Raw genomic sequence first — 15420 nt, forward strand, 5'->3', positions numbered from 1 at the left:
AATAAACTAATAGTAGACGTTTGCCTAGAGTCGCTCCCTGGGTTTTCTGCATTAAAACTTCCAACTAACTCCCTACAATGCCTGTACCATTGATCCTGTCCCTTTAACCACCTGATTTTCAGAATAGGATTGAGATTTGTTATTTCTTGACCTGCGATTGGTTCTAATATTTGCGGCGGTAAAGGTTTTCCGGCTTTACCTGACCAAAAATCAACCTCTGTTGGATATGTCACGTTCTCACCTCCTATAACCTTCTCATCGTTTGCCGTAAATTCCCGAAAAAGTCAGCAGCATGATTTAATTCTTTTAAGTTTCTAGTTTCTAACACAACCGCGCCGGGCTGAACAATGATTGTATCACCTACTGTGGAAGCGTTATAGTTTGAGATTCCGTCGACTCCCGCAATAACAGGTGAAATCTGTGCGGATAACTTATCCATTAAGCCACCCTGCATCCATGAAGCGATGTTCCCGGCACTTTGAACGAATCCTGATTTGTTTTTATCAACTCCGTCATCGAACCCTTCGTATAAACTACCCACAATCCGATCCCGCATCCATTTAGATGGAGAATTGATTTTAAAAGCTCCTTCGATTTTTTCTTTGATGCCATTAGCAATTTCACCAGCTTTCGCCATCACGCTTCCAACCATCGATGTTAAACCACTGATTAACCCGGAAATAATATCTTTTCCCCATTGCAATGCGTTTTTTGCAACGCCTTTTATTTTCTTTTCAATCGGGTCAATGACACTTTCCTTAATTGCGGTGCCTAATTTAGATATCATGCTTTCAATACCGTCAATTAGCGCAATAATTAATTTTGCGCCAGCTTCTAAGATTTTCGGCATGTTATTGATAATCTCTTTTTGAATGCTTATGACTAAATCGAGCGCACATTTGATTAAATCAGGTAAAATCTTGATAATACCCTCAATCAATGCCGTTAAAATCTTAATACCAGCGTCGATTATTTTCGGTAAGTTCTGAGCTACAACATCGACAATTTTAATAATTAAATCAACAATTGTATCAATCAGGTCAGGCAATACATCTATAATACCCTCAATCAGCGCCAATAATATCTCTATCCCGGCATCGATTATCTTGGGAAGGTTATCAACAAGAACTGTCACAATTTCCTCAATTAACAAAATAGCTGCGTCAATTAAGTCCGGCAGTATCTCAATAATTCCATCTACCAGAGCTAGAACAATATCAATACCAGACTGTATAATCGTTGGTAAATTGTCAGCAATTGCTTTGATAATGGTTTGAATCAACTGAATCGCTGTATTAATCAACTGCGGCAATATCTGAACAATCCCATTAATCAGTGTCATGACAATCTGTATCCCGGCTTGTAAAATCATCGGTACATTTGTTGCAATAATTTGAATTAGAGATTGGATTAATTGTAAGCCCGTCTGCAATAAAACAGGTAATACAGTCATGATTCCCTGTATAAGCGCCATAATGATTTGAATGCCTGCTTGTAAAAGAACCGGAAGCATCTGTGTAATAATCGGAACTATCATTGTGATAATATTCGTCAACGCCTGAACGATAATAGGTAAAGCCGTCACTAAACCTTGAACGAGGCTATTAATTATGCTGACACCTTGCTGTATAAAAACAGGTAATTGAGTTGTTAGGAATGTTGTAATAGCTGTTACGATGTTTGAAATGGTTGCCGATAATTGACCGGCATTGCTTGTTATTCCCTGTGCGATAGCAGGAATAAACCGGGAAGCTGAAATGATTAGCCCTGGAATGCCTCCAACTAACATCGCTATAATACTAGGTAATATTTGAGCAAAAATCGCTGTAATTTGAGAAAAATCACCGCTGAATGCCGCAATAATAGCACTTTTTAACGTGTTAAACTTTTGAACAAGCGAGTCAATCACAGGTTGTAACATTCCAAATAGTTCCTGTGCCTTTGCCTTAATCGCATCCCAAGCACCAATGACAGCATTTCTAAAACCTTCGTTCGTTTTCCAAAAATACACAATCGCTCCGACAGCCACCCCGATAGCAGCAGCGACTAGCCAAACGGTTCCACTTATTGCTGCCAATCCAGTGATAAGTGGCATAATCATCGGAGCCATAACTGCCCACGCCGCCATAAATGAATTGACCATCGTTGCTCCGACTGCTAAAGGAGATAATAGCAAGGTTAAAGCAGGAACCAACATCATGATCCCTTGAAGCACTTTAGCCAATACTGGATGCGCTTCGTTAAATTTAATCGCCATTTGCGCTATTGCTCCAATAAAATTAAATATAGGAGTCATAACGGCTGTGAAGACCTCAACCATCGGCTGAAACGCTTGTTTTACGCTCGTTGCCATGTTCTCAAAAGCTGTTTTATAAGCGCTACTAGCACCCATCGCCGCCTTATGCAAAGCCCCATATACAAGCGCGCTTGTTGCTACTGATGCCAATGCTACAGCTTGAAACCTTGCTTGACCTGCTGTAATTTTATTAATTTCGTCCTGCAATTCTTTCATGCTGGCATTTGGTCCCAATTGTTTTAAAGCTAATACCGTAGCGTTCCCGGCGTGTGCCATCCTTTCCAAAGCTCCCGTAACAGCTAAAGCGCCATTATTAACCATTCGTAATGGGTTTCCCATTCTTGTATATCCTTCTGCAATCTTGCTCGATTGAGTGGACATATTCATCATAGCCCCGGCTGTTTGAATCAGCGACACTCTCATGCTTGTATCTGCATTAAGCATGGCATCAGAAGTCTTTTTGTATTCAGATCCTAACTGTTTAACCTGATTCATAAAATCCTGCGTTGTGCCTGTATAATTCCCCATCCGCCCGGCTAATTGGTACATGTTCCTTTCAGTTTCTAGCAGATTCTTCCGAAACGGCATCATAGCTTTAGCGTTGGCCAACTTCATTTCGTTGCCCATATGCTTAATTTCGCGCTGTAAAGCACGCAATTCCTGATTGACGTTCCCTCTATCTAACCGCGTGTCTATGGTGATGTTCCCATCTGCCATTTATATCACCTGCCTTTCTTAAAGGTGTTGGCTAAAGAATCAAACGTTTTATTTATCTTTTCTTGTGCCCGTTCCTCGTTCTCAGGCTGTTCAAGCGAATAAATCCGTTTCATTTCAGCGATCTGTTTCCGGTATTCCTCATTGCCTTTTCCCATCTTAGGAATTGGCATTTTACGAATACCCATAACTTCTTTGATTTTTGCCTTGTCATCCATGTGCTGGAACAACTGCAAAAACTTCTTCCAGTGCAATTTACCATGCTGTTCAAACAAATCCATGTGATAACAATGCAAAAAAGACGCGTATATCATGCCTGCGTCCTGGTTAAAGTCGAATATTTTTTTGTTTTCCTGTTCGCTTTTCTCTTCTAAATCCATATCCAGATATTCACGGAAGATAAAAAGCAAAAGAGCATTCTTCTCACGTATGTTCACGCATCTAATCGGATCATAGTCAGGAATAAGCATCTGTAAAGCAATTTCAATCTTTTCATGGGCATTGAACAGTTCATCGTTGAACAAATCAAATATCCTGAGTACGTTGTCAAATGATAAGTTTAAATGAACGGTGTTTCCTTCATACTTAAACGAATCATTGAACGTATCCGTTAGCAGGAAGCTCATTTCTTGTTCAGATACTTATTCAAAGCATCGTTTTTCACATCTTCGAATTGGTCACTGAAAATATCAGCGATAAATAGGAGAAGTTTCATGTAGTTTCGTGTGGATTTTCCGGATTTCTCATACAGTTCAGCAAAGGTGCCTTCACCAAGAATAACCTCAGTTACTTCTTTCATAGCTTCCAATGTTTTGTTATATAGTTCAAGCTGTTCATCAGCTGACATTTTTTCTACATCAGTTTGTGATAGTTGTTGAGATTCAACATAATATTTTTGGAATGATTTCTGATATTCTCTTACTTTATCATCGGACATATCCACTTTATAAATTACCCCGGCAATCTCTACCTCTTGGAACGATTGGTCAAATGTAAATTGTTTCATATTCATCCTCCTAATTATTGATCAAAATAAGAGCCGCAAAAAAGCGACTCCTGTTTATTATGATGCTGGCGGCGTATATGCCGGCTTGCCTGCGAAGTGGATTTCGAAGGTGAACTCGCCCTTATTACCCGCATCCCCAGAAGGACCTGAAATGTTAGCAATGGTACAATCGCCCGCGAATTTTCCGCCGTCCGGTTCCGTCCATTCGAAATTCGTTCTGCGTCCTGTACCGATTTCTAACGCTTTACTAAAGATAAAATCCTGTGCGACATCTCCATAATTTCTGTGTCCAGTAAAGGACAGTGTTGTTTGAGCGCCGATTACATCCGTTTCCGCATAACCAGCCCCATCCATATATTTATCCTGTGAAGTTTCCTCATTGTTGGAAATCTCAACATTTGTAATCCCAACAGCAAGAGCAGCCATCGTTCCTGGCTCCGTTCCCGGCGTGGTATTAATTTTAAACTGATGACTATTCATTAATTCAAAAGCCATTCATCTCACTCCTTATATACTTAATTCTGCTGTGAAAATTGCGGTGTATATATAGCAAAGTTTGCCGTCCTGCTCAACAAAGTTAGGCAGTGTAGAGCATTCACATTTCACAAAAATAAAACTGCCGTCATTGCTCACAATCGAGCCTTTAAGCAGTCCATCCAAAGCCGTAAAAATGGCTTGTATCGTGTTATAAGCCTTAATGTTGCTTATGTCCTTCACCAGCACTTGAAAGCTAAAATTGAGCGTTTTCCCGTCCACATATCGGCTATTCACAGCAGAAGGTGTTTGCCGGATAGCGATAGAGCTTGAATTGGCACTCAATAATGGTGTATCTATTGGAGCATTTAGAGCAACATTAGCAGTTAAATAGTCTTTTACTCTAGCTAGAAAATCCAATAAGCATCACCCCTTTCAGGGCATAATAAAAAGCCATCCATTAGGATGACTTATTCCAGTATTTCAGTTCAGCTTCTTTTCTAGCTTTAGTCGCTTCTTCTAATGTTTCGAAATAGCCTAAGCTAATATCTTTACCGTTGACCCCGATCACAGCTTGATACCTTTTCGTTTTCATTTGTTTATGCAGATGAACACCTCTTACACCAGTCACGCTATGTGTTTGAGACCTTTTATTTCTTGCTTGTTGGACACTATCAGCCCATCTGCAATTTGAAGGTTCGTAATTTCCGTTTACGTCTATTCTATCTAAAGAATATTTCAAAGAAGGTCTTTTACCTATATCTTTTAAGAAGTTTTCGAAGCTGTTTTCCCATCTATCGCAAACTTTTATTCCTCTCGCGCCATAATCCTTATATTTTTTGTCGTTAGGATTATTACAACGGCCTTTCATGTGACACCACGAGCGATATTCAGGCGAATCGCTAATTCCTTTGCTATGACCGTGTTTTGTGTTCGCATCATCACGCAAACAACCACAACTCCTGGTGTGACCTGATTTAAGCTTACTGTAAGCGACAATTGTTTCCTTTCCACAATCGCACTTGCATAACCAATGACGACCATTTTGCCTAGAACTATCAAACTTAATAACTGTTATCCTTCCAAACTTATGACCGGTAATATCCGCAGGTTTACCCATAATAAATACACCTTCCTGTAAGTGTTTTTCCTGAGTTAATTCGTGAGAAAAGAGTCAGGAAACTCTCTTTCGGATTGGGTAGCTAATCCAATCCTATCCCACACTTATATTATACCATTTTTTACCCGTTATCATAAGCGTTTTGTGCCATCCTTGCCCAATCAACTCCGTGTGCAGCTTTCGCCCTCTCGAACCATAAACCTCCGGCTAGAGGGTTATGGTCTTTTGAAAAGTTATATTGCGGATTATAGTACAATCGTCTCGCGTATGGCGTTTCCCAAATAAGAGAACCCGTTCCCGGTTTACTATGTTCAATACTGCTCGCAATCAGATAATGTTCTCTCCACGGCGCATAATTATTGCTATCCTTCAAAACTTGTTCGTCCAGTACAAACTGAGCCTTGTCCAATCGGCTATCAATCTTCGACTGAATTTCGCTTTCGTTAATGTTGATATTTACATTAAGAGAAATCATTTAAATCATCTCCAATTCGTAATGATGGAGACTAAGCCCGTAAATTGGTTTTACTTTCTCAATTGTCATTGTTTTTCCTTCAAATGTTACTTTTGCTTTTTCTTTAAATTCAAAAGGTGCGCTTGACGATGAATTAACAACGTCATAAAAAAGAAGGGCCGTCCATATTAATTGCTCTGCATAATAATCTCTCGAAATATTAGGCTTTGATTTATTTGAAGCTGTTTGTATCCTGACATTAGACAGCGTTACAGGAGTTTTAAAGCTGCCCTCTGTTTCAAATCCATCGCCTTGAACAAATTCCTCGTAATTTACCGTGTGAATGAGTAAGGTGCGTGGAATTGGCTTAATGTTCATAGCACACTCAACCCGCTATATAAAAGCCCCACACTTCTCAAATGGCTGATAGCCGCCGGCGATACAATCTCATTCCCTGCGCCGCCTTGATAGCTGAAATTCCCGACGGAAACGGAAGCCGGGGAACCGCCATGTATAGACGTTTCCCCGCCGTTCTGCAGCATATATTCAATCTGAGCACATACAGCTTTTTTCACATTTTCCTGCACGATGGAATGAAATTTTGTTAAATTATCACCGTGGATCGCATATTTAGTTAATTGATTAATCAAATCGGCTGCCCTTGACCCTAAACGTGCGAATAAGTCCGCATCCTCGATAGGAACGCCATTATATGTGTCATGATAATAAGCTGAATCGACATACATGGTTATTCACCTTTTTTCAGCTTGGCGTTTTCGGCTTTCAATTTTTTGTTTTCAGTCTTTAATTCCTCGATTTCCTCAATTGCCTTATTGTATTCGGCTACGGGAATACTCCTGCCGCCTGTAGCGTGTTTAATGACTTCCCCATCGTTTGAAATTTGGTCATATCCTTGTTGCAAAAATGACTGAAGCCGACTTTCATCTACATTCAGAATACGATTTCCCTTGCGTATTTTTACTACATTACTCATGTCCATTACCTCCTGAAAAATAAAAAAGAACGCGAGCCTAAGCCCTCATTCTTTTTGGATTTATTAATTTTTTTCCTCTGATACCTTTTATATATCGGTTTCTTAAGGTACTGATTGCTAAACCTGAAATTTCTGCCCACTCTGTTAACGTCTTTGTTTCTCCGTCGATAGTTACTTTTACGTTACTTCGACGGTTCCGAGATTGCTCCGTCTTGGTGGACCATTTGCAGTTAGAAGGATCATAATTACCATTGTTATCGATTCTATCAATTGTTAAGTTATCGGAATATCCGTTATGGATTGCCCATCCATAGAACGGGATAAATTCTAACCATTCTTCACAAACCGTTATTCCGCGACCACCATAATCTTTATAGGTTGGTTCGTTTGGATTAAAACATCTGTTTTTAATCCCACTCCATATAGAGAATAACCTTGTGTCGCTTTTTCTATGCGTTGAAAACCTATTAGATGTAGTCTCTTTATGAAAGCATCCGCAACTTATTATTTTAAGACTTTTTAAATGGTCACCTCTAACAAGTTTTTCATTTCCACACTCACAAAGACATTTCCAGTACGCTTTACCACCGGAAAAATGTGAATACTCAATTACGATTAATCTGCCGAAGTGTTTTCCTTCTAGGTTAATTCTTTTGGTCATATCGATAACCTCCCAAGTTATCCCCGTGTATGAAGTATGGACAGGGAAGTGGGTGCTTCCTTTTCGCCCCGTCGAGCTAGTCCATGTCTATATTATACCACCGATATCTAAGCGTTACACCGCTGTATTGATGCAAATGCCAGGAACTTTTTTGGCAATTACAAATAAATCGAAATATTTACGTTCGTAGTATAAGTACTTCCCGCCAGTTGCGGCAGAAGGTTGATCTAGTGAAACGAATTCATATTTTTGCGGCGTGATTACTGTTAATGGATGGATTAAAATCATATTGATTTGTTTGGCCGCTACATCCGGTACCGCACCATCGGTGAAGTTATATGCTGTTTTCATGCGAGACGATGGAACGACTTTAATTGTCACATCATCCAATGAGTAAATACTTCGTTTTACATTTCCGGCATTACTTCCAGCAACATCCAATTGACGTTGAATACCTTGAGCTCTTTTCAGCAGCGTGTTAACTTGTGGTGTTACATAAAGGATGCGCCCTTGTTGGGGGACCTCTGCATCATCCATTTGTTCCATAAAATCATCAAAAATCTCTAACACGTTATCGACCGTTATTGCAGTTGTGTCAACGGTTCCTCCTGCAGCTGTATATTCAGCAACTAATTTTGACGCAGCGTATTTATCAAGCTCGGGGATCTTCTGTTCATCGTTAAACACACGTGTGATATTGGCAATCGTTAAGGCTAAATTGGTTTCATCAACATCCATAGGGTCAACTAATGTTTTAAATTCACGGTCATGTTCAATTGTTTTTGGCTCGAAATCATTATCAGTCCGGCGAGTAAAAGAACCAACGACATCACGATCTACATCAACAAATCCACCAACTGTAATGCGGGGGATTTGAATCGTTTTAGCGCTTGTCCATTTGATATTTACGTTATTAGCAGTGTTATAAAGATCGACGAATGATAACCCTGCGGAAAATTTTTGTTGTAAAGCTTGTTGGTACATTTCTGCATAGTTTACTGTTGGCATGAAAAATCATCTCCTAATTAAAATTTAAATGCGTTCAACCATTTGTCCGTTTCGGATTGTGGTTGTTTCGTGTGTTGCCCAGTTGAAAAAGAAGGTTTCTTCTCATCAATAAGTGGTTCTTTTACTGCTTTAAAGTGCGGATATTTTTCAAGCACTTTTTGGATGGCTTGGTCCATATCCACTTCCTCTGAAACTAGGTTTCTAGCAAGTGTAACGACATCCTCAACGCTATCACCGTTAACGCCAGCTTTTACCGCGGACAACTGTGCTTTTAGAGTTTCGTTTTCGCTACTTGTTTTACTGTAATTCTCTTCTAGTTGTTTGAGTTGCTCAGCTTGCTTCTGGGCTTCGGTCTTTTGACTTTCCTGCCATTCTTTGAACTTAGCAAGACCTTCACGGGCATTGTTAAAATCTTCAACGCCTAGCTGTTTCAGAAGCTTTTCCTGAGCTTTCTTCGCTTCTTTAGCAGCAATATTGTTTAACTCTTCTTGAGTGAATGTCTTTGGTGGATCCTGCGGTGGATCAGCAGGTGGATTATCTCCAGGATTATTTCCTCCTGGTGGGTCGGCAGGCGGATCGCTCGGCGCTGGATCCCCTTCGCCAGCATGATATTGTAAATCTAGTGGTAATAAGAATCTTGTTCCTCCAACTTTTGAAGCTAGTTGGTTAGCTGTTTTATTAGTAAATTTCATGATTTTAGACCTCCCACAATGGGTATTTTCTCCTTTCGTTTCTTTAACGTCTTGCCGAATAAAAGACAATAAAAAAAGCACCTCATTGAGTTGCTTACTTTACTTCAATACATTTATTTTCCCATTTCTTATAAGCATCAAAATAGATTTTTTGCTTATCTCCGTTAAGAGTTAGTTCGTAATACATACCATCAAACAAATTAGTGCTTAACAACGCTTTGTTATTTTGTAAAGTTTTACAACTCCAAACAACAAAAACATCATCTGCGCCAATTGATTTGTTATCGCTTTTGTCCAAATGGCTGTTAGCATAATCAACTACAATATCTTTACAACTTTTTATAAACTCTTGACTCCCCATTTTATCACTCCTATATTTTAAAATTAAAAAAGACTAACCAAAATAGGCAGTCTTTTGTGGTCTTTTCAACTCATTCAATTCTTTTTCAAGCTGGATCATGTGCATCGTCATGCTTTGGATGTATTTTTCTTGTTCTTCGACTTGTTTTTTGAGTTTGTTAAATTCTTTTTTAGTGATAAACATCTAATCACCTACTTTGCATGGGTTCCTTCCACTCCGCGCTTCTCTCTGCCCGTTGTGCGCTTTCTAAGCCACAATAAAGCTTCTTCCAGTTTGGTTATAGCCATTGAATTTTCTCTGCAACGATATTCAGATTGATTAAAGTGCTCTAATCGACAGATAACCATAGCGATTAAATCTTCGTTACATACGCCGTTTACGCCATTTTCTTTTATGGGTCCTTCTTGAAAATGAATTCTTTGTATTGCTACTGGAAGTTGCCCTTGCCCATCTAATCTGTCCTTATCAGTTACAACATCAAAAGTGTGTGGTGCATTAAAGTTAAATTCTTCTTCGTGATAGACCTTTGTATATTTTTCTGTTAAAAGGTCGTGCTCTAATCTTTTCATTTTCACAGTTTATTCCTCCTAGTGAATTTGTTCGCGCTCTCTGAAGCGCGTTAGATTTGTATCAGAAATAAATTGACGCATATTTGCTTGTTTATCTCTTACCTTTTTCTTAGCTAGTTCAACGCCTTCTTTATCTCCCATCGCTTCCATGAACGATAATTCACGCTTAGCTTTACGAATATCGCGTTCGAGTTTCCTTTGGGCTTGTGTATCCTCATATCGCTTTTTATTTTTCTCATAATCGTATTGTTCATATCGCTTAGTACTCATGCCCTCAATGTAATTATAGAAAATATGACGGCAATTGATGCCTTTCAAGCCTGCTGGTTCACCGTAACTTGTACTGCTTAACGGCGGATATTTCGGATGTTTGCCACTGATGGAATATATCTTAGCTTGATATGGATAACAGCCGGGGCGGGCTCCCATATGGCTTGATACCTCGATTAAATCAGCGCCGTATTCCTTCGCCCGTTCCAGTTGCATGTCATTCGCGACATTGTTCACTGTGGATCGCATAACAACATTCAGATAGGCTTCGGTGCTCCATTGTTTTCCAGCCTTATCAATAAGAGTCGGCACACCTTTATTTGCCCACTTCCTAGCCGTCTCTCTGAGCGCCTGAAATGGGGTTGTAACGCCCGCAAGCACCTTCCCGGTAGTTTGATTTACAATATCAAGAAAGACCTGCTGTGCCTGATTTAAAAGCGTGGTATTGACCATGTTAAACAGGTCTAAGGCTTGGGCCTGATAAGCTAATAAAACGGCTTCTAAGGCACTGGCTTGAATAGAAGGCGGTTGAACCAATAACCCTAATTGCACAGCTTCCTGCAGCGTTCCTTCAAACTCATTAACTGTTGAATATCCGGCTGTTCGCAATGCTTTCGTAACCTCATCCACAGCCATTCCCGAATGTTTCGCAATGGTGATGATATTTTCTTGTGTGAGACTTCCGAGCTTGCTTAATTGTTCGGTTTGCCAGGACAAAATATCATCCTCTGTAAGCAGGTTTTTATGCTTTCGCAACCTTTTCGCAATGTTAAGGAGCAGCTGCTCTTCAATAGCGAGAAATACATCAACCGTAGACATGCTGATTTGCTGTTGTTTCAACGGATCCATTATTCTTCGACCGCTTCATATGTTTTTTTAAAGATATCCGGCTTACATGGGTAAAACTCGCCGTTTACCCCTTTTATGATGTAATCGCCTTTGCTTGCTTCCATTCCACCTTCAAGCGTCCCTATATAATTCTTGTCATCTACTGAATACCAACAATGTCCATGTCCTTGGGGATGCACCCCGCAAAACTCTCGTATTTCAGAATAGTTCTGCCCTGTCCACTGAATAGCATCAATCACAACAGGTCTTTTACGAAATTTAGCCATTATTCATTCCCTCCTTGATTGTTTTACTTATTCACCCCAAAGAAATCAACACTTTCAGCCAATGCCGTTGCCTGTTCCTCTCGAATTTCCCGCAGCGTCAATTCCGCCTCTTCCTCGGTAAAACCATGAACCCTCATGATCGCTTTCTTTTTAGTGGTTAATCCATTGGACACCAGTTGGATTTGTTTGGTGATTTCAGCCCCTTGATCCTCAGCTATCGAATCATCGAAAGTGACGGTAACCTTCCATTCGTCCGCAGGTCTATCGAAAACTCCATACAGTTCTGCTAACTGAACAATAACTTCGATTAACTCAGTAATTCCGGCTTCAATCACATTTTCATGGCTTTGTTTGGTTCGGAATGTTTTGCTATTCTCCGAAACGACTTCTGTTGCCGTTTTGACGCTTTTTCCATCAAATGAAAAAGAACCGGATGAAAACCCGGTCTGCATAGATAAAAGGTTAAGCATGGCGTTGATTGCGGCAATATGTTCCTCTACCCTTAATTCAACGGAAATATCTTTAATTGCGTCTGAGTCCATTTCAAAATTCATTGCCTCATACACTTCGTCGTCAGCATCGAAATAACGAGTCAGCTGTCCCGTCATCGGATCCACAACGGTTCTAACAGCGCTTTGTGGGACAAGAATTCTTTTCTTACCAAGAGCAAATTCCCTTTGGAAACTATCAAAAGCAATATCGATTGTTTTTAGTGTGTCCAGGGAATTGGCGAACAACGGAATACCCAGCGGACTAGACATGTCGATATTATTGGCTAAGTTCGGCTTGAAATACACAAAACTAGCGCGCTTAAATCCTTCAATTCTTACTTCTTCTTCAACGTCCGGGAACAGGGTAGATAAAGGTACTTTCACCCCTAAATCAGCATCGTTTTGACTTTCGTACAATTCGTTCTTAATGACATAGGTTTTGTTTTCCCATATGTGAAATTCCAAGTGAGTATATCGTTTGTCCCTTTTTCGAATTTGATTGAGGAACACACTTTCGTTAATCCCCTTGTTATCCCAAGACATCGGCACAAAACAATCAGCTGTAACAAAAGAAAGTTTAATTTTATCAGCATCAAAATATGGTTTGACCACCATGCCGCCAAGGGCAAATTGAAACTCTAAATAATCTTGAAATTTCTTTGTGAAATGATTGTCATCTAAAACACTTTCGATGTTGCCTGACAATCCTTCATCAGAAATATTGATCTCGCATCGTTCGTTAAAAATGATGGTTGCCATTTCTTGAGACAACACTTTTGGCATGTTTAACGTAGCCCTGCGGCGTTTTTTCTGCCCGTTGATGGTCATGTATTTGACATCGTGGAATTCGCTAAAATAGCCTTGATAGATGGCTTTCCATTGGTCAATCAGTTGATAAAATTGGTCATCTACTGGAATACTTTTGATATCAGAAAGTGCCTTAATATTTTTGATTAATCCCATTTTCTCACCTACTTTCCTGAAAAAACTTTTTATGGTTTCGAACATGTTTTCACCGCCTTATTTTACATAGCGTCTATAAAAATAATTGTTAGAATAGCGACATTCGTCAAGACTATGATTGTAAGCGTCAATTGGCTTTCCATTGTCCTCACGAACGTACATACCAAGTTCTTTTAAAAAGTCATAATGGTCATATTCATCTGTTTCAACAATAAAAAACTGTTCATTTGTAATTGAGTTTTGAAGTCGCTCGATACCTACTTCAATCCCCTTTGAACTACCCTTAATATCATGAGCATTGTTGTCGGCGCCTTTTGTTTGAATTGCTAATAGGTGCAGTTCCTCGCGCAAACTTTTACAGGCTGGATCAACAAACACTTCTGTATAACGCATTTCAAACTTGTTTACACACCATTGAATAAACTGCTTTATTTCCTTTGCATAAACAGACATTGCTTTTGTTTGACCTGTATCTGCTCCGCTATGATAGTAATTTGCTACCCGCAACAATCGAAATTTCCCCTCAAACTGAACAACAATATTACAACTGCACGATGTAGCATCGCTCTGCCCGCCATCGGCAACAAAGAACATTTCAAATCTTTTCCCTATAACAGAAGACAAAACGTTCTTTTTCATATCAAACATGCTATAGATAACACCTTGTGGCATTACCCTTTTTCCATACCAGTCACGTTGTAAAAGATATGGATTCTTTTTTAGCACGTTGTATATTTCCTGTTTACGCTTATCATCTAGTATCGGATTGTCGTTTGGAGTCCAATGCAACCAATCAGTATCTTGTACCTCAAACACTTCTTTAATCACCGGATGATGAGGAGCTGGTGGGTTTAAATCTGCTAAGTGAAAGCGATCCCTTGCAGCAAAAGTACGGCGAAAACATTCTTGAATCATATCCATGTGAAGCAAATTAATTTCACAAAATACTACAGAACCAAGCGACATACCTGTAATAGCACCTACACTATTTGACTTCCCCCCACCTTTGAAGTAAATCTTTTTAACTCCATTGGCAGTATAGATTTCTAAGTGTGCCCCGTGCTTATCTTGTTTTTCTTCGTAATAACCATCAAAAATATGTTTAAGCCCTGTTCCGTCACCATCAATGAACAACCGATAAGCTTGCTCTTGGTTATAAGCAACTATTAAATGGTTTGTGTCTCTGCATCGATTTAGATAGTTTGCATACCGAAAATGCCCGCCTGTCGTCTTTCCACTTCTGGGGGTACCTTCCAGTACCTCAAATGTATGTTCAAATGGTTTATATGCGGTATAAAGTTGCTTAGGCGACAAATTAACTTCCTTCGCCATTTACGCCGCCACCTTTTTTAAACTTTTCAAAAACTCCTTCTGTAGCAAGCTTTTCGAATTGTTTTTGACCATCAATAAGAGCTTGAAGCATAGATGTATCTTTCTTATCTCCCCTAAGTTTAGAAGCACGCATTTGAGCAAACTCAGTTTCCGCTTTGAGTTTCTCGGATTGTAATTTTTGCAACTCTCTATCACTAAGTAAATCTGTATATTTAGAAAGAAACTCCAAAGCTTTCATCTTATCTGCAAGTTTGATAGAAACACCATCTTTACCTTTCTTAACTTCGGTTATGATTGTTCCATCAACATCAGAAGAATTCTTAAATCCAACATGATTAATCGACACTTTCTCTTTTTCTCCTGTTATCTCGTTGAAAACTTCAATCTCTTTTTGTCCAAACTCAACAAAATCAGTTATATCAGCAAAGGCTATCTTTACCCATTTTTGAAGAACATCCATAGCATCAATGAATAAATCGCTAGTCATCTTTCCTTTAATGCGTTTGATTTCAGCCGCAACCTTACTATTTCTTACTAACTCACTTCCGGTTACATGTGCTCTTTCTGGGGAATAACCAGCCTTAATTGCAGCCATTGTTTGATTGAAGCTTTTAACATAATAAAGGCAAAAAAGCCTTTGTTTATCAGTGAGTTCGTCATTTTCGATATTAGTCTCCTTGTCCTCATTTTTCGGCGGAGACTTATCGCGTTTTTGTGTTGCAACAGTCTTTTTTCGTTGCGTTGCATGGTTGCGGTGCCATTTCTCCCTATTTTTCCTACTTCTGATCGTAGAGTCTTTAATGTTATATTTCTCAGCTAATTCTTTAAAACTAACGTCTGATGTTTCCCATTCTTTTCTTATCTCATCCCAATTAGGCATATCACATCACCTGCCCACCT

21 protein-coding genes are annotated in these 15420 nt (G+C 39.4%); all 21 read right to left on the bottom strand.

The window, feature by feature from the left end:
- Positions 1–244 precede the first annotated feature (244 nt).
- Entirely contained in the window at positions 245–3013 is a 2769-nt protein-coding gene (locus HNR53_RS15135) for a phage tail protein (protein ID WP_184527473.1), read from the bottom strand.
- A 5-nt stretch (positions 3014–3018) separates the two neighbouring features.
- Entirely contained in the window at positions 3019–3636 is a 618-nt protein-coding gene (locus tag HNR53_RS15140) for a Gp15 family bacteriophage protein (protein WP_184527475.1), read from the bottom strand.
- Positions 3633–4016 (bottom strand): hypothetical protein, encoded by a 384-nt coding sequence (locus HNR53_RS15145; RefSeq protein WP_184527477.1) that lies wholly within the window; start codon positions 4014–4016, stop codon positions 3633–3635. Before HNR53_RS15145 ends, HNR53_RS15140 begins: the two co-directional genes overlap by 4 nt.
- A 57-nt stretch (positions 4017–4073) precedes the next feature.
- On the bottom strand, positions 4074–4511 hold the full coding sequence (locus tag HNR53_RS15150; RefSeq protein WP_184527479.1) for a phage tail tube protein: 438 nt from the start codon (positions 4509–4511) through the stop codon (positions 4074–4076).
- Positions 4512–4523: 12 nt separating this feature from the next.
- Positions 4524–4910, bottom strand: coding sequence for a minor capsid protein (locus tag HNR53_RS15155; RefSeq protein ID WP_184527481.1), 387 nt, complete (start codon positions 4908–4910; stop codon positions 4524–4526).
- A gap of 40 nt (positions 4911–4950) precedes the next feature.
- Complete coding sequence (locus tag HNR53_RS15160) at positions 4951–5610, bottom strand: AP2 domain-containing protein (RefSeq protein ID WP_184527483.1); 660 nt, start codon at positions 5608–5610, stop codon at positions 4951–4953.
- Positions 5611–5731: 121 nt separating this feature from the next.
- On the bottom strand, positions 5732–6085 hold the full coding sequence (locus HNR53_RS15165) for a minor capsid protein (RefSeq protein WP_184527484.1): 354 nt from the start codon (positions 6083–6085) through the stop codon (positions 5732–5734).
- Positions 6086–6442: a putative minor capsid protein gene (locus tag HNR53_RS15170; RefSeq protein ID WP_184527486.1), complete on the bottom strand. Its 357-nt coding sequence runs from the start codon at positions 6440–6442 to the stop codon at positions 6086–6088.
- Complete coding sequence (locus HNR53_RS15175; RefSeq protein WP_184527488.1) at positions 6439–6810, bottom strand: head-tail connector protein; 372 nt, start codon at positions 6808–6810, stop codon at positions 6439–6441. The genes HNR53_RS15170 and HNR53_RS15175 overlap by 4 nt, the downstream gene beginning before the upstream one ends.
- Before the next feature lie 2 nt (positions 6811–6812).
- Complete coding sequence (locus HNR53_RS15180; RefSeq protein ID WP_184527490.1) at positions 6813–7058, bottom strand: hypothetical protein; 246 nt, start codon at positions 7056–7058, stop codon at positions 6813–6815.
- 37 nt (positions 7059–7095) lie between these two features.
- Positions 7096–7719, bottom strand: a complete 624-nt coding sequence (locus tag HNR53_RS15185; protein ID WP_184527492.1) for a hypothetical protein — start codon at positions 7717–7719, stop codon at positions 7096–7098.
- A 114-nt stretch (positions 7720–7833) separates the two neighbouring features.
- The gene (locus tag HNR53_RS15190) at positions 7834–8727 is read right to left on the bottom strand and encodes a capsid protein (RefSeq protein ID WP_184527494.1); all 894 of its coding nucleotides are present in this window, start codon (positions 8725–8727) and stop codon (positions 7834–7836) included.
- A gap of 17 nt (positions 8728–8744) precedes the next feature.
- Positions 8745–9419, bottom strand: coding sequence for a hypothetical protein (locus HNR53_RS15195; RefSeq protein ID WP_184527496.1), 675 nt, complete (start codon positions 9417–9419; stop codon positions 8745–8747).
- A gap of 94 nt (positions 9420–9513) precedes the next feature.
- Complete coding sequence (locus HNR53_RS15200) at positions 9514–9780, bottom strand: DUF6275 family protein (protein WP_184527498.1); 267 nt, start codon at positions 9778–9780, stop codon at positions 9514–9516.
- 33 nt (positions 9781–9813) lie between these two features.
- Positions 9814–9963 carry a hypothetical protein gene (locus tag HNR53_RS15205; RefSeq protein WP_184527500.1) on the bottom strand — a complete coding sequence of 50 codons (150 nt, stop codon included), beginning with the start codon at positions 9961–9963 and terminating at the stop codon, positions 9814–9816.
- A gap of 8 nt (positions 9964–9971) precedes the next feature.
- Positions 9972–10349 (bottom strand): Acb2/Tad1 domain-containing protein, encoded by a 378-nt coding sequence (locus HNR53_RS15210; RefSeq protein ID WP_184527656.1) that lies wholly within the window; start codon positions 10347–10349, stop codon positions 9972–9974.
- Positions 10350–10367: 18 nt separating this feature from the next.
- A complete protein-coding gene (locus HNR53_RS15215; protein ID WP_184527502.1) occupies positions 10368–11468 on the bottom strand; it encodes a phage minor capsid protein in 1101 nt (366 codons plus the stop codon).
- On the bottom strand, positions 11468–11734 hold the full coding sequence (locus tag HNR53_RS15220; RefSeq protein ID WP_184527504.1) for a hypothetical protein: 267 nt from the start codon (positions 11732–11734) through the stop codon (positions 11468–11470). Before HNR53_RS15220 ends, HNR53_RS15215 begins: the two co-directional genes overlap by 1 nt.
- 23 nt (positions 11735–11757) lie before the next feature.
- Positions 11758–13233 (bottom strand): phage portal protein, encoded by a 1476-nt coding sequence (locus tag HNR53_RS15225; RefSeq protein ID WP_184527506.1) that lies wholly within the window; start codon positions 13231–13233, stop codon positions 11758–11760.
- A gap of 12 nt (positions 13234–13245) precedes the next feature.
- Positions 13246–14520: a PBSX family phage terminase large subunit gene (locus tag HNR53_RS15230; RefSeq protein WP_184527508.1), complete on the bottom strand. Its 1275-nt coding sequence runs from the start codon at positions 14518–14520 to the stop codon at positions 13246–13248.
- Entirely contained in the window at positions 14504–15400 is an 897-nt protein-coding gene (locus HNR53_RS23470) for a terminase small subunit (protein WP_184527509.1), read from the bottom strand. Before HNR53_RS23470 ends, HNR53_RS15230 begins: the two co-directional genes overlap by 17 nt.
- Between the last annotated feature and the right edge of the window lie 20 nt (positions 15401–15420).

The organism is Bacillus benzoevorans (genome assembly GCF_014207535.1).
Taxonomy (GTDB): Bacteria; Bacillota; Bacilli; order Bacillales; family Cytobacillaceae; genus Bacillus_BD; species Bacillus_BD benzoevorans.